We start from the raw sequence: 18,435 nt of genomic DNA on the forward strand, positions 1-18,435 counted from the left end.
TCATTCAAGAAGATTATTCACTCAAATAAGTTTTTATTGCTTGTAAATTTTTCTTAGCTTCTTTTACACCGATTTGGTATACGCGCCTCAATTCTTGGGTATCTTTCTCCATTGTGCCAATTTCTAAAGGATAAGGTGGTCTGATAACCAATATTTTGCCTTGTACTTCTTTTTTTCTAATGTAATTAAGCACATCATTATAATCTTTTGCTCTTGTCTTTAATTTTTTCAAGACAGCGGGATACTTATGTAAGATCAATTCTAAAGCTGGATATAGTTTACTTGCTTCTTTTCGATAAGAGAGGGGCTGCGTTAAAATAACAACGTTTTTGTCGTAGCCAATTTTTTCAAAAAATTTAATGGGAATTGAATCACTAATTCCACCATCCCAATACTTACGACTCCCAATTTCAACTGACCGAGCAAAAACTGGAATTGAAGAAGAAGCCCGGATCCACTGCAAATCTGCTTCTTTACCTAAAATCAATTTATGATATATTGCTTCACCATTATTAATGTCAGTTGCCACACACCAAAAATCCATTGGATTTTTTTGAAAAGCGACTGTATCAAAAATATCAAGTTTAACTGGTAACTCATGATAACAAAAGTCAGCCCCATATAAATCACCGGTCTTCAGCCATGATTGCCAACTAGACAAACGTGGGTCACTAGCATATTTTACGTTATAGCGCAGAACTCTTCCGATTTGTCTTGACTTATAATTGCAGCCAAAAGCAGCTCCAGCTGATACACCTATTGCACCATCAAAATCAATGCCGGCTTTCATCAGAGTATCGGTGACTCCAGCAGTAAACATGCAACGCATTGCGCCACCTTCCATTACTAACCCTTTTTTCATACTTTCGCCACCTTCCGTATTTTTACTATTTTAGCAAGAAAAAACTGCTAGTTAAAACTAGCAGTTAAATTTTATTTATTTTTTGACTCTTTTCTTAAAATCCATTTTCTTAACTCGTCAATTAGAATTAATGGTAATGGGATACATACTAACATAATCCAATCATGTGCATTAAGCGGCTCCGTACCAAAAAATGACTGAAAAACTGGTACATAAGAAATGCATAGTAGCAAGACAATTTCCATAATGATCCCAATAAAAATCATCGAATTCTTAAAGAAATATTTGTTAAACATTGATTGTCTAGCATACCGAATATTTAAGACTGCCGCAATCTGACAAAAAATAATTGCCGCTAAAGTTACCGTAGTTGCTTGGCGATAATCCCAGCCATTTGCTGGTAAATTAGGAAAAATATGACCACGATAAAAGTTAGCAATGAAGAAGGCAGCTGTAGCAATTATCGAAGCAATTAAACCATACCAGAGAAAGGCTTTTGCCAAGACATCTTTATTAATTAAATGATCCTTTGGTGATCTTGGCGGACGATCCATAATTCCTTTTTCAGGATCTTCTCGTCCTAAACCTAGGGCTGGAATCATGTCAGTACCTAGGTCAATAAATAAAATTTCCATTACAGTCAAAGCCAGTGGAATTGCCCCACCTGAAAGTAAAAACAGAACAGATGGAACGGCTTCAGGCATATTTGAGTTCAAAATGTAAATTAAGAACTTACGAATATTGCTGTATACACCGCGTCCTTCTTTAATAGCACCTACAATAGAAGCAAAATTATCATCAGTCAAAATCATATCAGCTGCTTCTTTTGCAACATCAGTACCCGTTCCACCCATAGCGATACCAATATTTGCTTTCTTTAAAGCAGGTGCGTCATTAACGCCATCTCCAGTAGCAGCAACGATTTTGCCCATTTTTTCATACATTGAAACAACACGGTATTTTTGTTCAGGGGCCATTCTAGCAAAAACAACTTCACCTTCAAGATAATGTCTTAACTCTTCATCAGGCATTGTCTTTAAAGCGTCTCCCGTAATAACCGTCAAAGGCTTATCAGGATCAGTTAATCCAATTTCACGCGCAATACTCTTAGCAGTCAAACCATAGTCACCAGTAACCATCGTGACTTTAATCCCAGCCTTGCGGCATTCACGTGCCGCCTTATATACTTCAGCTCTCGGTGGATCCATCATAACGGTTAACCCTAAGAACGTGAGATCTCTTTCAACTGTATCAATTGTTGCAAGATCTAAATTATCCATTATCTTTTGATCAAGATTACGACCAGCAACTGCTAAGACACGCAAACCATCTTTAGCATAGCCGTCATTTGCTCTCATAATCTTATCTTTTATTTCCTGGGTAATAGGCTGAATTTTATCGTCACATAGGTAAGAGGTGCATTTATCAACCACACAATTTGGGGCACCTTTAGTATAAGTATTGAAACGGTGTGTACCATCGGAGCTCTGAATCACTGTCATCATTTTTCTACTTGAATCAAATGGCAATTCTTTAACGCGTGGTGTCTTTTCCACTTCTGCTTCAACATCTATCTTTCCTTTTCTTGCAACAACCTCAAGACAAGCTTCAGTTGGATCACCTAAGATTTGGTAGCGTGGATGTTGCTTATCAGGCTTTTGAATTCTTGCATTATCTGCAAAAACGCCACCAAGTAATACTTCCTTCAAGGTGTCATTGTCTTTTGCAAAAATATGCGTTGGTCCTTCTTTAATATGACCCTGCACTGCATAACCTTCACCAGAAACATGGTAGCTCTTCTCTAAAGTCCAAAGTTCTTTTACGGTCATTTCGTTCTTAGTTAAAGTACCTGTTTTATCAGAACAAATGACAGAAGTTGACCCTAGCGTTTCAACACTAGATAAGCGCTTAATCAAGGCATGATTTTTTGCCATTCTTTGAACTGCTCCGGCCAGGGACAATGTAACAGTTGGCTCTAATCCTTCTGGAATAAAAGCCACAATCATCCCTAAAGCAAAAACAAAAGCTTTTACTAAAGGGTAATGTACAAAAAAAGTTGCAACTAAGAAGAAAATAATACCAATAGAAATTGCTAGAATTGAAATTTGTTTCGTTAAAGTATCAAGTTCTTTTTCAAGTGGACTCTTTTGTTGCTTAACATTTTGTGTCAATTCAGCAATCTTACCAAAGTCAGTATTCATCCCCGTCTTAACAACAATCCCCGTAACGTTTCCCTTCATCATATTGGTGCCGGAAAAAATCATATTATTAAGGTCAGCGTGATTTTTCTTGTCAACATTTTCAATTCGATGAGCATCTTTGTGAACTGGATTTACTTCACCGGTTAAAGATGACTGATCTACTTGAGCACTTGTTGCTGCAATCACACGAATATCAGCTGGGATATCGTCTCCTCCTTCGAGTTTAACAATATCACCGGGTACTAAATCTTTAGCCAGGATTTTTTCTTCTTTACCGTTTCTTACAACACGAGTGTATGACGGTAACATATTCGCCAAGGCTTCAGTTGCCTTGTCAGCCTGAAATTCCTGCCAAAAACTAAAAATTCCATTAATAATGTTTACAGCCCAAATAGCAATTCCTAATTGTACTAAATTTGCGCAGAAAGCTATTATCCCAGCTACCCAAAGTAAAATCGCCATTAAACTTGTAAAATTAGCTATAAATTTTTTCCACAGTGGTTCTTGCTTTGCTTTAGAAAAAACATTTTTTCCATATGTTTGCTGCAAAGTATGTACTTCATCAATCGTTAAACCAGCTTGCTCTGTATTTAACTCTTTTAATGCATCTTCGACAGATAATTGAGCTACCTTAACTATCTCATCGTCTTCATCATCTTTTTTAGTCAAAGTTATCACTTCTATTCCTTTTTTCAGCTCCATTTTAGTTCACTTTGAGAAAAGATGCACATAAAGTTGATATATTAAAGAAGAGTAGCTACTTCGCTACTCTTCTTTCTTTCCAAGATTCTGTTTTTGATATCTATATTCTTCAATAATTCCCTCTAAGAGAATTACTTCTAGTGTAAGCAATCCAAAAACTCCATTTTCTGAGGTAGAAAAAATACTCATACCAATTTTTATCCAGAGCCCTACACTTCCTATCAAAGCTAAATAAACAACTGGTGAAAGCCAGATAAACTTATGAAGCTTAACTGAAGTAAAAATATATGTTCCAATTACAATTACTGCCAAAGTTGGCATTGCATAATAAAAAGCTTGCACTTTCATTCCTACTTTCCAGGCCAAGTATTAGTAGTATTCCAGCTGTTTAAGCCACCCAGCCAGCCTTTACTCATTGAAATTTCTTTAATTTTTTCAAGTAATGCTTCTTCATCTTTTTCTAAATGGAGATGGTTTACTAAACAAAACGTATTCACATTTTGATAGGTTGTTCGTGCTTCGTTTACTGCATCTTGAACATTGTTATTCGTCTTATCTAAGGCAATCTCCAATTGTTCTAATAAGTATTCGTTACCTTTTCGATCATAATGAGTCTTAGCAAGTGAAATGAAATCATTCAATACTTGTGCCAATTCATTTTTCATGTTTTTGTCCATTCTTTCAATGGAAGCATCTAATAATTTTTGTGCTTCTGGATCATTGACGATGTCAGAATTACCTTTTATTTTTAAAATTTCTTCTTTTAATTTATCGCTACTCATACTCTTCTCCTATGCTTTAAATAGTTAATTAATAGTGTATAGATTCTAAGTTAACTAGTATATATTTTTCTTAACGTCCAGTAGATTTTAACTAATTAATCTCTCAATATTATTTTCAACACATTTTCTTCTTTTTCCCGTTATTAAAATTACGCTAACAAGTATAAATAATCCTGAAGTTATTATAACGTGAGCTAAAGCTGGTGAATCAAAGATGGTTAAGATCCCGTTTCCTACAAAGCTAAGGGGAGTAAAGGAAAACACAACTAAATCAAATAAGAAATGAAATAGAACATTGAGCCAGATCTGCCCTGAATATAGAAATAAGCTTCCTAAAAAGATACCTAATCCAACTGCTCCTAGCGATTGAATAATTACATCGGTTAAATTTCTTTCTGGTGATAGCAACTGATTAAAATGAAGTAATCCAAACAGTAAGCTACTAATTAGAATAGTCAAAGATATCTTATGTTTATTATTTTTAAGCATTGCCAAAAGAATAATAATTGTAAGATATCGCCAAACTTCCTCGGTAATACCAGCATCCGCAGCATTTAAGAATACTTCTAGTGCACTACAAAAATACTGTGATTCTGCTGGATTCAACCATTCAAAATTCCATTTCCAAATCAATTCTCCAATTAATTTAGGATTGGCTGTTAAAAAGGCATTGAAGAAAACCATATAGAAGCCAAAAAGTAGAATGGGAATAAATACTTTCCACTGAAATTGATTGTTTAGTTTTAAGCTCATGTAAAAATGATAGCCTCATCCCTTTAAAACAAGATAGCCAAATAATACTAAAAATATAGAGAAGATAATTTGACTACGGTTAACATTATCTAAAATCTTATTGGAATCGACCTTATAATTAGTTAATACAAAAATTTCGCAAATAATTTGGATAGAAAGTATTCGTCCTAAATTAGATTGAATATTTTCATAATCTACTTTTACTACCGGAATAAAAATAAATAATGACGCAATTACATATAATAAATCAAAGAAAAAACTAGAATTAAGATAATCTCCAAGAGCCATACAGACAAAATTAACAGGAGGAACATTTTTAGTTTCAGCATATACAATAGCAATAATCAGAGCTACTAAATATAAATATAGTAATATCCAAAAGAAAATTCTAAAGTTTTTGCCTATTAGTTTTTTTTATAACAAATTTTCCAACATAGATTCCTATTAAATAGGTAGCTATAAAAAAACAAAAAACACATATTAAATTTACCCGTTCTACTATATCTTTCGATACAGAAAAATTTCCAATTATATCCAGTAATATTCCCCGAAAAAATTCTATAATTAAGTCATCACTAAATATAAAGATTAATACTCCAGTAATTAAAGTAAAATTATTATTTTTTCTGTGAATAATGTTCAAAATAATAATAGTTATAAGGTTATATATTAATATAGCCTTATAACCATAAAATGTGCACACAGTTCCAACAACTAAAATACATAAATATACCCAAAACTTATTTTTTATTACTTTAAAATGGGTAAGTCTATAAAATAATAAAATAGACAAAAGGATAGCTAACAAATAGAGCCAAGTCATTTATTTTATCTACCAAATTTTCCGAGCTTAAAAGTTTTATAAAAATTAGATGGAATAATAAAGCCACTTACTCTAGCTCCACCAACAACTTCACTCATTTCTTCTTCAGTTAAAATAACTTTCTTAACAAGAAATTTTTTTAATTTCTTTCATTATTCTTCTCTCCTTTAAAGCAATTAATAACATTTTTACGTCTTACACATTACCATTTTTTATTCTCTAAAAAATTAAAAAATACCAAATTGGTCAATTTGATTACTGATTTAGTATTCTTTTTCTATAATGTACTACTAGTAAATATATTTTTTTTGAAAGAGAATTAATTTTATAAATATTAGTAGTGAACAAGATATTTATTTTTAACTAGCTCCAAATTATCTCACTATAAAAAACATATTTGTCAAGATTATTGCTCAGAAAGCTATCATAGCGCATAATTTTAAGGTATTATTGTAATAGTTTAAAAAAGGAGATTTTATTGTGCAAAGTAAACGCCCTATTATCATTGGAATTGCTGGTGGTTCTGGTAGTGGTAAAACAACCATCGCCCATGAAATTTATGACCAATTACAACAAGACGACCATATCTTAATTATGACGCAAGATTCTTATTACAAGAACAATGACAACTTATCAATGGCAGACCGTAAAAAAATCAACTACGACCATCCTGATGCCTTTGATATGCCACTTCTTGTTGAACAATTACGTCAATTAATGGACTACAAGGCAGTTGAAATGCCAGTTTATGACTTTACCGCTCATACAAGAAGTGAAAAGACAATTCACACTGAACCGGCTGATATTATTATTTTAGAAGGTATCCTAGTTTTAGGCGAAGAGAATTTACGTGATTTAATGAGTATTAAAGTATTTGTAGATACTGATGATGATATTCGTTTTATCAGAAGATTAGAGCGTGATACACAAGAACGTGGACGTTCTGTAGAATCAGTAATTAATCAATACTTAGCAACAGTTAAGCCAATGTATAATCAATTCATTGAACCAACTAAGCGTTATGCTGATATTATTGTTCCAGAAGGTGGAGAAAATGATGTTGCTATCGATATGCTTACTACGAAGATTCGTTCAGTTTTAAGTACAGTCAAATAAAAATAACCTCGTGGTTTTCCACGGGGTTATTTTTCACCAAAAAAGAAACTCATTATAATTCCAGCAATCAGACTTCCACGTATTAATCCAAGATATTCTGACGTTTTCAGTATTAAGCTTTGAGCTTCACTCCAATTAGAAATTCCCATTACTATAGAACTTATTACAAAGAATGAGACTGTATTAATAATAACTGCTTTCAAGCTACTATAAATTTCTTAGGCGAAAAATATAGGGCCTCTAAATTGGTTTAATTCTTTTATCCTACGCCATAAGTAATCTCTTTATTCTTCACAGAATTAGAAGAGATGAAGATTTTTTTACTAAAAAACTTGTCGATAGAAGAGATATTATATGCTATCGACAAGAGAAGTTATACAGTTATAAAATTTTAGAGCAAAATCAAAGAAACACTGCTCATATCAATAAAATAATCAACCAATTCAGTTTGCTAGTATATTGTAACTTATTTACTTAAGATGCGAGAGGGATTTCTAAGTGACACGATTTGTAAGAACTATTATTTTTTTCTAGAATCTCTTTTACCAAAAAAGATTCATTAAAATTCCAAAAACTATTACCTTATAGCAAGAGTTGCAAGAGTAGAATAATCAATATTAACGTTTTGCTTATTATTCCACTTAAAAGCAAGCAAAACCACTACTTGAAAAAGAAAGAATGATAGACTATTTAACAGTATATCTTTTAGTTTATCATTCATTTGTTCATAGTTACCTTTTTGGGAGGGAATTTTAAAGATTTTAGATTTTGTGTTATTAGGGAACCGGCAGTTCCATTGGTACATCCTAGTAAGGGATTTCCAAAGTAAAGGCCCTAGATTGCCCCTCCAGCACACGCTCTACCTATCTGACCCCAATTTGTTCCACCTTTTACATTTTTTAGCTCATTCATATTTAAATTTTTCATTTTGATTCATCTCTTTCCTATAACCATACCTGCACAAGCGAAAGCACCACTAATTGCTCCCATATTAGCACCTAAAACGGCTCCTCCGACAGATCCTATAGGAACACCCATAGTGACACCCTTACCAGCACCTTTGACTGCACCCCAAGCCGCACCACCTCCAATTAGTCTAGCGCACGTACCCACATTTTTTCGGTTTCCTCCACCACGAATTTCTTTCAATTGTATATCTGTAATTCTTTTTATCTTTTTTCTTCTCCTTTATTTCTTTACATATAATAATATCCCAAATCATTTATACGATTTGGGATATAACGAATATAGCTCTTTTTTTGTATTAATTTTGCAATTTTGTACCAAATTAATACTTCTTATTCCACCACATTATCTCCATCTACTGTTGTCATTGTTAAGATCACTCCAGATGGTTGCGGATCAAGTGAAATATTATTTAGTCCATTAGCTGTTCTTACACGGGCATACTTCAAATTGGCACTCCAGACAGTATTATTTCCTTCAATATTATTAATATCGTAATCGCTCTTAAAGACAGCATGATCTAAGGTGAAATTACCAGCCTTTAAGTTTGCACTTCCACCATCAATAGTTACGTCAGTTAAATTCATGTCTCCATCGGTAACATTCAATGAAATTTGAGATAAGGTAGACCCAGATACTTTAATTTCTCCGTCATATGTAGCCAGCTTCCCATCAGCTAAATCACTATTTCTCACGGTTACATTACCATCTGTTGATTCAAGAAGAGATTCAGCAATTGCAACACGTCTTACTCTAACTCTTCCCTCAGTCGATTTAAGATATGCTTTCTCTGCTTTGGTATCAACGATTTCAATATCACCACTATTAGTTTGAACATCAAGCCGATCTAAAGTTACATCTGCTGGTACAAGGACTTTAAGATGCGCTTCACCATTATCAATTAAATTAATTCTCTGCTTAAGCTGTAACTTTCCATTTTCCAATTGAACAATAGGTAAGTAGTGCCGTTTACCTATAAAGTTAACTGCAAAACGTTCTCCTTGTTCAACTGTTACATCCCCGCTACTTAGTTTTATTTTCAATTCGTTGAATTCTTCGTCGCTTATCTTTACCCTAACAATCTCATCTTTTTTATTTTCTTTAGAAAAAAGCTTTTTAAAGATCATAGCCTTTCCCCCAATCTACGACACAATTAAATTATTATTAATTATATTAATACAATTTAATATTTTCAACTATTGAATTCAAAAAAACAGCGCTGAATTATCAACGCTGTTTTATCGTTTTTAGCCACTTAATTTGGTTATCAAGTCTACTAATTGCACGTTCTAAGATCAAATAATAGCCATAATTTTTATTTCTTTTTTCTTGAGTATCAAATAGTATTTTTTCTCTATCATTTAAATGATCAAGTTGCTTTTCTAATAGATTAAGTTGCTTATTAACTAAAGTCGAAATTCTTGGATCATTCGGATCCTGAATAAAGAATAATTTTAAGGAAAACAAGTCTTCGACTACTGGAAGAGCGTTAATAGGAATATCAATCCATGAATTTAATTTTTCTTTTCCCAGATTAGTTAAATGATAATACTTTTCTTTTTCATTATTACTATCACTAGTTTGTTTAATCCAATCATCTTCGACCATTTTCTTTAGTTCAGGATAAATCTGACTATGAGAAGCTTTCCAAAATTCCCCAATTTCATTTTTAAATTGGTTAGTAATAAATTTTCCTGTTGAACCAGGATTCTGATCTAAAATTCCTAGAATAATATAAGGTAAAATTCGCTTTTTTGGCATCTAATCTTCTTTTCTATTCTATAGCTAATAGTTTTATTCTAACAAAAAAGTTATTATTACCTCATTACTTTTCAAGATAGTTATGACCTTCTTTTTGAATAATTTGGTAATGCTCGTCATAGTAATTACCATTTCTGATATCATCAGTCATCCCTTCATAAGGAGCTTCAGCAATTACTTCATCATTATTTACTCCAGCTTCTCCAATATAAGTAATCTTCGCAAATTCTGGGACAACCAGCTTAGGATAAGTTTCATATTTTTCTCGAGATTCGTGCATTAAATCGATGTGGTCATTTTGATAGCAAACAGTAATCTCGGGATGATCTTGTATCCACTTAGGAAAGAAGATAGTTCCATTTAATTTATGTTCATTAGGAACAAAATCTAGGGCAACATCAGTACCAGTTGGTTCAGTCCACGCAATTTTGTAAATTCCATCAGTTAAAAGATTAATATGTGCTTCTTGATCTTTAACCCAACGTCCTTTTACCATTCCACCATGAATACGATAATCAACAGTATGATCATTTTTGCAGTACCATTCATATTCCCTTGTCATAAGTATAAATAAAGTGAGTGCCTACAAAATCATCTAAGGTCTTAAATTTTTTATTCATTTTATTTAAATTAGTCATTTTCATCATCCTTTTATGTTTTATGCTTTTATCGACACATTTATTATATGACTATATCGACACAAAATGTAAATAAAAAAAATAGAGAACTATTTTTCAATAATTCTCTACTTTATGTTACTTACTACCTGGTCTCTTCTTCTTTGCTACCTTAGCACCTTGTACCATCTTGTCATTGTAGCCCCATACCCAAGTTACAATAAATGAAACTACAATAGTTACAGTACTAGCAATTAAGAAGGTGTAGAAACTAGATAAATCAGTTGGATGTTTTGGATTGAAGAATGATGAGAATCCAATCAAACCACCAGTAAAGCCATACATTGTTCCGTGCATTAAGCCGGTAACCAATCCACCAAAGGCAGAACCAATACATCCAGAAATAAATACTTTCTTATATCTTAAACTAATACCATAAACGGCTGGTTCTGTTACACCGCACATTGCAGAAATTGTTGAAGCAAAACCTAATTCCTTTAGGTCTTCTTTCTTAGACTTAATAGCAACAGCTAATACAGCAGCACCTTGAGCAATCATTGATGAACAAATAATTGCGTTTAATGCACTTTCACCAGTTCCGGCAATTTGTTGAGCAACAAGTGGCACAACACCCCAGTGAAGGCCAAAGATAACCAACACTTGGTAGAAACCACCAATAATGAATCCACCAACCCAGCCAGATGCATGAACTAACCAGTTAATGAAGACAGCAATACCGTTAGCAACACCTTGAATAATTGGACCAGTTATCATCAAAGTTAAAGCTGATACAACTAAAACAGTAATTAATGGAATAAAAATCATTTGTAAATATGATGGTAGCCACTTTTGATGGATCATCCCCAGGTTATGGCATATGAACGCTACTTAGATAACTCGGATGAAAAATTATTAGTCTTTGCTAACTTCTATGGCAAAAAAACAAAGATTGAAATTCCTACGGAATATATAAATCGTGACGGTGAAATTTCAATTCAAAATTATGATGAAGCGATTGCTAATCTTCCTTCAATGCTTGAATTGAAGCCATATGAAGCTTTAGCAATTAAAATATAGTAAATAAAGAGCAACTATACATAGATTTTCATGTGTAATGGCTCTTTTTACTAAATAATTTACTTAAAGAAATTTACAAATCTACTAAATAGAATTACTGTACTAATTAAATAAATTTGCCAAACAGCTAAATTACTATCATCCTTACCCAACTTTTTAGCCATTTGATGTCCACGCCAGTACATTAAAAGTGATACTATAATTAAAATAATTCCTAGAATAACATATAAAAAGTGTGGAATATAAGGATTCGTATCCCCTAACAGGAACATGACTGGTATGATAATTAATACTGCACTAATGAAGGTTCCAAAGTATATTACATAAGGTGCAGTAGCAAGTTGTTTTGCCTTTTTATCCCACTTATAAAATCTGAAGGTCCGATACAATTCAAAGAAGCCTAGTAACATTACGACAATGTACATGGCTGTTAAACCCCAATTTTTCATAATTAATTTCCTCACATTTTATCTATTCTTATATATTTATACCTGTATTTTATTCCTTTCTTTAAAACAAAAATACGAAAAGTACCAAAACAGTTCATTTTTTACCAATTTGGATATACAGTCAATTATCTCTACTAAAAGGCATAATAAAAACCACATGAATTTTTTCATGTGGTTTATTTTTTAATACTTACTTTGTAAATGCTTAGCAACCATTGAAAGTGAGAAACAAACAATAAAGTACATCACTGCAATAATTACATACATTGGAATTAAGTAAGTAGTATTTTGACTATAAATAATTTGTGCATGGAATAATAATTCCGGCAAAACAATAATTGTTGCTAAAGAGGTATCCTTAACTAATGAAACAAATTGTGATAAAAGAGACGGAATCATCTTATTGAGGGCTTGCGGAATAATTACATGATACATTGCCTGCATATATGTCATACCGTTTGATCGAGCACCTTCCATTTGGCCTGGATCAACAGCAGCGATCCCACTTCTCACAATTTCAGCTAGCATTGCACCTTCAAATACTACCAAGGCAATAATAGAAGCAATCGTTGGATTGGTAATAATCCCTAATTCTGGTAATCCAAAATACGTAAAGAAGATAATTAACAATAGCGGTAAGTTTCTAATAATATCAATTACAAATCCAACAATTGCTGAAAGATATTTAATTTTTACGTAACGGATAAAACCAAATACTAGTCCTAATACAAAACTTAAAGCAATTGAGATTAAAGATACATATATGGTCACCCACAAACCTTGTAAGAGAAAGCGAATGTTAATCCAAGAATATGCATGAATAAAGTTTTCCATCTTTTTCTCCTTCCTAGGCTAATTTCTTTTCTAAGTGACGCATGTAGTAACTTAATGGGAGGGTTAGTACTAAGTAAAATAATCCTACAACAACATAAGTATTGATTGTTTCAAATGATGAGAATGCAATTACGTCTGCTTGATACATCAAATCAAAACCTGCTACAAAGGCTAAAACAGATGAGTTCTTAATTAAGTTAATGAACTGGTTACCTAATGGCGGAATGACAATCTTTAAAGCTTGTGGCAAGATAACATACCGCATAGCTTGCGTATAAGTCATCCCATTTGAGCGGGCACCTTCCATTTGGCCATCACCAACTGAGTTAATTCCCGCTCTAACTGTTTCTGCAATAAATGCTGAAGTATATAATGTTAATCCAATCGTACCTGCGGCAAAACCTGATACCTTAAACCAAATTTGAGGTACAATCAGATAAAAGATCATTGTAATAACTAACAAAGGAATGTTACGGAAAATTTCAATGTAGACATGGGCTACTGCTCTACCAAACTTATTTGGTGCAACTACTAACAAAGCAAAGCCTACTCCAAGGATCAAACTAAAGAATAGGGCAATTACACTACATAAAATTGTGTTCCAAAAGCCTGATAAGAATTCAGACCAATGATTTGTTAAAACTCCTATCACGAATTTTCAACCTCCTTAATATTAAATCCTGGAATACCGTCAAACCATTTAACTAACAGACGATGATACGTTCCATTTTTCTTTAATTCATTTAGTGCCTTATTAATGTGATCAGCAAAATCAGTTTGACCTTTTTCTACCGCAATACCGTAAGGTTCACTTGTGTAAGTTCCCCCTACTAATTTATAACCCTTATTTTCACTAGCAATTCCGGCAAGTAAACCATTATCGGTAGTCATAGCTTGTCCTTGACCAGCTTTTAATGCAGTAAATGCTTGACCATAATCATCATATTCCAAAACTTTTGCTTTAGGTGCAAACTTCTTAACATTATCAACTGCTGTTGTTCCTTTAACAGCTAGAGCAGTCTTACCATTCAAGTCTCTAACATTTTTGATTGAGGAATCATCTTTTACAAGCAGTGATTGACCAGCGGTAAAATATGGTTCACTAAAAGTTACTTGTTTTTTTCGATCAGGCGTAATAGTCATTGTTGCTAAAATTGCATCAATATTTCCATTTTTTAATAACGGTATTCTTGTTTTGGGAGTTGTTTGTACAAATTCAGCTTTTGCGTCTTTGCCCAACATTTGCTTAGTTAAGGCCTTTGCTAAATCAACTTCAAAACCTTCGATCTTTCCAGTTTTAATACTCATTAAACCAAATAAACGAGTATCAGCCTTAACTCCCCAAGTAATTGTCTTACTCTCTTTAACCTGATCATAAACGTTACTTGATTTCTGCTTCTTGGCACAGCCGGTCAAAGTAACTAATAAAGCTAGTACCAGAGGCAAAATAAAAATCTTAGTTGATTTTTTCATTTTAGCCACCTATTTTATTCAGTAATAACCTTACTTAAAAATTGACGTGCACGTTCAGTCTTAGGATGTTCAAAGAATTCTTCTGGTTTTGCATCTTCTAAAATTCTACCTTGATCAAAGAAAATTAATCTGTCCCCAACTTCACGAGCAAATCCCATTTCGTGGGTTACAACAACCATTGTAATTCCTTGATCTGCTACGTATTTCATAACATCTAACACATCTTGAATCATTTCTGGGTCAAGAGCACTTGTTGGTTCATCAAATAAAATAGCCTTTGGTTTCATGGCTAATGAACGAGCAATTGCAACACGTTGCTTTTGTCCACCAGACAATTGTCTTGGATACATATTTGCCTTTTCTTCAAGACCAACTTTTTTTAGAAGATCCATGGCAATATCATTATTTTCCTTATCTGGTCTATGCAAAACAATCTTAGGAGCTAAAGTTATATTTTCAAGCACAGTGTGGTTGTCGTATAAGTTAAAATGTTGGAAAACCATTCCCACATTCTTACGAATTTTATTTAAATCCGTATGCTTATCTGCCAAATCATAGCCAGTAACCATTAAAGTACCAGAATTAATTCGCTCTAATCCATTCATTGTACGAATCAAAGTACTCTTACCAGAACCAGACGGGCCGATAATTGAAACAACTTGACCCTCTTCAATACTCAAATTAATATCCTTTAAAGCATGGAACTTACCATAGTATTTATTTACATGCTTAAAATCAATAATTGCAGCCATTGTGCTTCCCCTCTCTTTTTTACTCACTTTTCCATTCTACTCTAAAACTTCTTAAAATTAACTTCTGTAGTTATATCTGTTGCATACCCCTTTATTCCTGATTGGAGTAAAGAAAAAAAGCCCTTCGCTCCTAATTTACTCAGGACGAAAGGCTTTTTTCCGCGGTACCACCTAAATTGTCTAATTAAAGACCAACTTGACTAGAGCACAACCATGCTCCAGCGGCTAGATAACGTACCGCTTACGGCTAAACTTACTCTCTTAAAAAATTTCGGCCAGCAGCATTATAAAAGTGTCTTTCAATAATCCAGGGTCTGCTAACTTTTCCACTACCGTTAACTCACTAAAAGAAATAGATTACCTACTTTTCTTTTCATCGCTTTTTAAATTTAAATGTTGATTACATTTAATAATATTTTTTCAAAAAAGGCAAGTAAAAATTTTATTTTTCACCTTCGGCCTCTTTAATATTAAAGCCCGGAATACCGCTAAACCACTTCTTTACCAAGGCATCATACGTCCCATCTTTTTTTAATTTTACTAGTGCACGATTAATTGCATTTCTCATTTGTGTCTGCCCTTTATTGACAGCAATTCCATAAGGCTCATTGGTATAGGTACCCCCTACAAGTTTATAGCCCTTGTTTTCTGTTGCAATTCCGGCAAGCAAACCATTATCAGTAGTCATGGCTTGACCTTGACCGGCTTTAAGCGCAGTAAATGCTTGACCATAATCATCAAATTCTAATACTTTAGCCTTAGGTGCAAATTTTTTAACATTGGCAACTGCTGTTGTACCTTTTACAGCTAATGCAGTTTTACCATTCATATCTTTAATGCTCTTGATTGTCGAATCATCTTTAACTAATAAAGATTGTCCAGCATAAAAATATGGGTCACTAAAATCAATTTGTTTTTTTCGTTCCGGCGTAATCGTCATTGCCGCTAAAACTGCATCAATATTTCCATTTTTTAAAAGTGGAATTTTTGTTTTTGCAGTTGTTTGTACAAAGTTTGCCTTGGCATTTTTCCCTAGTATTTCTTTAGTTAAAGCATTTGCTAAATCAACTTCAAAACCTTCAATTTTCCCGGTTTTAATGCTCATCAAACCAAATAAACGGGTATCGGCCTTAACGCCCCAAGTAATTTCATTACTTTTTTTCACTTCTTGATAGACGTTACGAGTATTTTTTTGGCATGCCGAAAGTAAAAAAACGCTAAATAAGACAATAAATAAAGAAAAGAATCGTAGCTTTCTCTTCACTTTTTAAACTTTCCCCCTAACCAAAATTAGAGGGAAAGTGTCCCTCTAATTTATTATTCAAATGCCATTTGATTAGTATACAAGCCATAGTAAAAACCATGCTGCTTAATTAATTCATCGTGATTTCCTTCTTCAATGACATTTCCATCTTTCAACACTACTATTTTATCTGAATTTAAGATAGTCTTCAAACGGTGAGCAATAACAAAACTGGTTCTGCCCGCAATAACCGCATCCATAGCTTTTTGAATCTTAGCCTCAGTAACAGTGTCGACATTAGAAGTAGCCTCATCCAAAATTAAAAATTCTGGGTCCGTTAAGATTGTTCGAGCAATTGAAATTAATTGCTTTTGACCAGTAGAAAAGACAGAATTTTCTTCAGAAACTTGAGTATCATACCCATCTGGTAAGGTCATAATAAAGTCGTGAATATTAGCTTCTTTTGCGGCCGCAATTACTTCATCTCGGCTCGCATCTGGCTTACCGTATTTAATATTATCCTCAACACTTCCAGTAAAGAGAACAGAATCTTGTAAAACAATACCAACATTATTTCTTAAAGATTCAAGTGTAATATCACGAACATCAACGCCATCAAAAGTTACTTTTCCACTATTTACATCATAGAAACGATTAATTAGGTTCATGATCGTAGTTTTTCCTGAACCTGTTGGTCCAACAACAGCAACTGACTTGCCTTTATCGACATCAATTGAAACGCCGTGCAAGATCTCTTTATCAGCGTTATAGCCAAAATGAACGTTTTCTAATTTAACGCCCTTTTTGATTCCTTTAAGAACTTTTCCATCAGGTATGGTATTTTCTTCATCTTGTTCTTCAACTGTTGCCAATCTTCTAGCACCAGTTAAAGCAAGTTGTGTCATTGAATAAATAGATGTGAGTTGTGTTAGGGGTTGGAAATATGTTTGTGAATATTCAACAAAGGCAACAATTAATCCCAAACCAATTGCTTGACTGACTTGGCCACTAACAATGAGCCATGCGCCACCACCAATTACAATGGCTAAATTTAGTAAAGAAATTCCTTGTAGTAAGGGGAAGAGCATCCCAGAATAAAATTGACCTTTGAACATAGCGCTACGAACATCGTTATTGTATTTTTTAAAGTTTTGAACAGATTCTTCTTGCAAGCCATTAGTAATAATTACTTTTTCACCATTGATCTGTTCATTTACATAACCATTAAGATCACTAATTTTATCTTGTTGCTTATCTAAATGAACTCTCGCCTTCTTCATAATAACTACACTAATAATCAAAATTAATGGCGTTGTTGCTACCGTAAATAAGGCCATAGTTGGATTTACGATAAACATCATAATGATAGTCCCGATTAATAATGCACCTTGAGAAATAATTTCAAAAATTGCATTATTCAAGGCAGTAAAAATATTATCTAAGTCTGAATTAAATAGAGATAATAGTTTTCCATCTTGATGAGTATCAAAGTAGCGAATTAACATTCTTTGAAACTTAGCAAATAAGTTTTCTCTCATATCGTTAGTAGCATTTGCAGTGAATTTTGACATTACCATCCATGCAATAAAGGAGGCGATAATTCCAGCTGCATATACACCGAGCATTGATCCTAAAGCCTGATAAAAGCTACTTAGATCATGAGTGCGGCTAGCTACTTTATTAACCGCCTTAGCCAATTCTTGAACAGCATTTCCTAGGAAAAGAGGACCAAGCACTTGACTCAAAGTCGAAATCAAAGATAAGACGATAACAATTGTAACGCCTTTCCAATAATTCTTTAAATACTTGGCAAAGTATTTTAATGCTTTTTTAGTATTACTCATCAATTTCACCTCTCTTTTCTTTAGCTTTTTGTGTTCGATAAATATCTTGATAAATTGGGGAAGTCTCCAGTAATTCTTCATGAGTTCCTTCGGCAACCAATTTTCCATCATCTAAAACTAAAATCTTGTCTGCATTCATCACTGATACTATCTTTTCAGCAATAATTACTGTTGTTGTAT

Annotated in this window: 17 protein-coding genes, 4 pseudogenes and 1 other annotated feature; of the genes and pseudogenes, 2 read left to right on the forward strand and 19 right to left on the reverse strand. The window is 33.2% G+C overall.

Going from position 1 to position 18,435, the window contains the following annotated elements; all coding sequences use genetic code 11:
* Positions 1-13 precede the first annotated feature (13 nt).
* The 6 genes from HMPREF0528_RS04530 to HMPREF0528_RS09475 form a co-directional block, all read right to left on the reverse strand.
* Positions 14-862 carry a patatin-like phospholipase family protein gene (locus tag HMPREF0528_RS04530; protein ID WP_004895441.1) on the reverse strand — a complete coding sequence of 283 codons (849 nt, stop codon included), beginning with the start codon at positions 860-862 and terminating at the stop codon, positions 14-16.
* A 71-nt stretch (positions 863-933) separates the two neighbouring features.
* On the reverse strand, positions 934-3,765 hold the full coding sequence (locus HMPREF0528_RS04535; RefSeq protein WP_004895442.1) for a cation-translocating P-type ATPase: 2,832 nt from the start codon (positions 3,763-3,765) through the stop codon (positions 934-936).
* 63 nt (positions 3,766-3,828) lie between these two features.
* Positions 3,829-4,113, reverse strand: a complete 285-nt coding sequence (locus HMPREF0528_RS04540; protein ID WP_004895443.1) for a hypothetical protein — start codon at positions 4,111-4,113, stop codon at positions 3,829-3,831.
* Positions 4,114-4,115: 2 nt separating this feature from the next.
* Complete coding sequence (locus tag HMPREF0528_RS04545; protein ID WP_004895444.1) at positions 4,116-4,547, reverse strand: bacteriocin immunity protein; 432 nt, start codon at positions 4,545-4,547, stop codon at positions 4,116-4,118.
* A gap of 87 nt (positions 4,548-4,634) precedes the next feature.
* A complete protein-coding gene (locus tag HMPREF0528_RS04550; protein WP_004895445.1) occupies positions 4,635-5,300 on the reverse strand; it encodes a CPBP family intramembrane glutamic endopeptidase in 666 nt (221 codons plus the stop codon).
* A 15-nt stretch (positions 5,301-5,315) separates the two neighbouring features.
* Complete coding sequence (locus tag HMPREF0528_RS09475; RefSeq protein WP_004895446.1) at positions 5,316-5,588, reverse strand: hypothetical protein; 273 nt, start codon at positions 5,586-5,588, stop codon at positions 5,316-5,318.
* A 1,015-nt stretch (positions 5,589-6,603) separates the two neighbouring features.
* Here HMPREF0528_RS09475 and udk point away from each other — a divergent pair.
* Entirely contained in the window at positions 6,604-7,239 is a 636-nt protein-coding gene (gene udk, locus HMPREF0528_RS04560; RefSeq protein WP_004895448.1) for a uridine kinase, read from the forward strand.
* A gap of 933 nt (positions 7,240-8,172) precedes the next feature.
* Here udk and HMPREF0528_RS04570 read toward each other — a convergent pair.
* The 5 genes and pseudogenes from HMPREF0528_RS04570 to HMPREF0528_RS04590 form a co-directional block, all read right to left on the reverse strand.
* Positions 8,173-8,388: a hypothetical protein gene (locus HMPREF0528_RS04570; RefSeq protein ID WP_151376067.1), complete on the reverse strand. Its 216-nt coding sequence runs from the start codon at positions 8,386-8,388 to the stop codon at positions 8,173-8,175.
* 149 nt (positions 8,389-8,537) lie between these two features.
* Positions 8,538-9,332 (reverse strand): DUF4097 family beta strand repeat-containing protein, encoded by a 795-nt coding sequence (locus HMPREF0528_RS04575; protein WP_004895452.1) that lies wholly within the window; start codon positions 9,330-9,332, stop codon positions 8,538-8,540.
* A gap of 100 nt (positions 9,333-9,432) precedes the next feature.
* Positions 9,433-9,966, reverse strand: coding sequence for a PadR family transcriptional regulator (locus tag HMPREF0528_RS04580; protein ID WP_004895453.1), 534 nt, complete (start codon positions 9,964-9,966; stop codon positions 9,433-9,435).
* 64 nt (positions 9,967-10,030) lie between these two features.
* A pseudogene (locus HMPREF0528_RS04585) lies at positions 10,031-10,586 on the reverse strand (phenolic acid decarboxylase).
* Positions 10,587-10,721: 135 nt separating this feature from the next.
* A pseudogene (locus tag HMPREF0528_RS04590) lies at positions 10,722-11,435 on the reverse strand (PTS sugar transporter subunit IIC); the annotation flags it as partial.
* Between HMPREF0528_RS04590 and HMPREF0528_RS04595 the strand changes: the two are divergent.
* A pseudogene (locus HMPREF0528_RS04595) lies at positions 11,427-11,660 on the forward strand (alpha,alpha-phosphotrehalase); the annotation flags it as partial. The pseudogenes HMPREF0528_RS04590 and HMPREF0528_RS04595 overlap by 9 nt on opposite strands.
* A gap of 59 nt (positions 11,661-11,719) precedes the next feature.
* Here the strand turns inward: HMPREF0528_RS04595 and HMPREF0528_RS04600 are convergent.
* From HMPREF0528_RS04600 to HMPREF0528_RS09480, 8 genes and pseudogenes are all read right to left on the reverse strand, one after another.
* Positions 11,720-12,109 carry a hypothetical protein gene (locus HMPREF0528_RS04600; protein WP_004895457.1) on the reverse strand — a complete coding sequence of 130 codons (390 nt, stop codon included), beginning with the start codon at positions 12,107-12,109 and terminating at the stop codon, positions 11,720-11,722.
* A 183-nt stretch (positions 12,110-12,292) separates the two neighbouring features.
* The gene (locus HMPREF0528_RS04605; protein WP_004895458.1) at positions 12,293-12,943 is read right to left on the reverse strand and encodes an amino acid ABC transporter permease; all 651 of its coding nucleotides are present in this window, start codon (positions 12,941-12,943) and stop codon (positions 12,293-12,295) included.
* 13 nt (positions 12,944-12,956) lie between these two features.
* Positions 12,957-13,595 carry an amino acid ABC transporter permease gene (locus HMPREF0528_RS04610; protein WP_004895459.1) on the reverse strand — a complete coding sequence of 213 codons (639 nt, stop codon included), beginning with the start codon at positions 13,593-13,595 and terminating at the stop codon, positions 12,957-12,959.
* Positions 13,592-14,416, reverse strand: a complete 825-nt coding sequence (locus tag HMPREF0528_RS04615; RefSeq protein ID WP_004896904.1) for a transporter substrate-binding domain-containing protein — start codon at positions 14,414-14,416, stop codon at positions 13,592-13,594. Before HMPREF0528_RS04615 ends, HMPREF0528_RS04610 begins: the two co-directional genes overlap by 4 nt.
* A 14-nt stretch (positions 14,417-14,430) precedes the next feature.
* Positions 14,431-15,168 (reverse strand): amino acid ABC transporter ATP-binding protein, encoded by a 738-nt coding sequence (locus tag HMPREF0528_RS04620; protein WP_034525156.1) that lies wholly within the window; start codon positions 15,166-15,168, stop codon positions 14,431-14,433.
* 137 nt (positions 15,169-15,305) lie between these two features.
* Positions 15,306-15,554 (reverse strand) — a binding site (T-box leader).
* A gap of 56 nt (positions 15,555-15,610) precedes the next feature.
* Positions 15,611-16,432 (reverse strand): transporter substrate-binding domain-containing protein, encoded by an 822-nt coding sequence (locus HMPREF0528_RS04625; RefSeq protein WP_004895462.1) that lies wholly within the window; start codon positions 16,430-16,432, stop codon positions 15,611-15,613.
* Between the two features lie 53 nt (positions 16,433-16,485).
* On the reverse strand, positions 16,486-18,255 hold the full coding sequence (locus HMPREF0528_RS04630) for an ABC transporter ATP-binding protein (protein ID WP_004895463.1): 1,770 nt from the start codon (positions 18,253-18,255) through the stop codon (positions 16,486-16,488).
* Positions 18,248-18,435 (reverse strand): annotated as a pseudogene (locus HMPREF0528_RS09480) (ABC transporter ATP-binding protein/permease); the annotation flags it as partial. The pseudogene HMPREF0528_RS09480 and the gene HMPREF0528_RS04630, both read right to left, overlap by 8 nt.

The organism is Lactobacillus johnsonii ATCC 33200, from assembly GCF_000159355.1.
GTDB classification, from domain to species: Bacteria; Bacillota; Bacilli; order Lactobacillales; family Lactobacillaceae; genus Lactobacillus; species Lactobacillus johnsonii.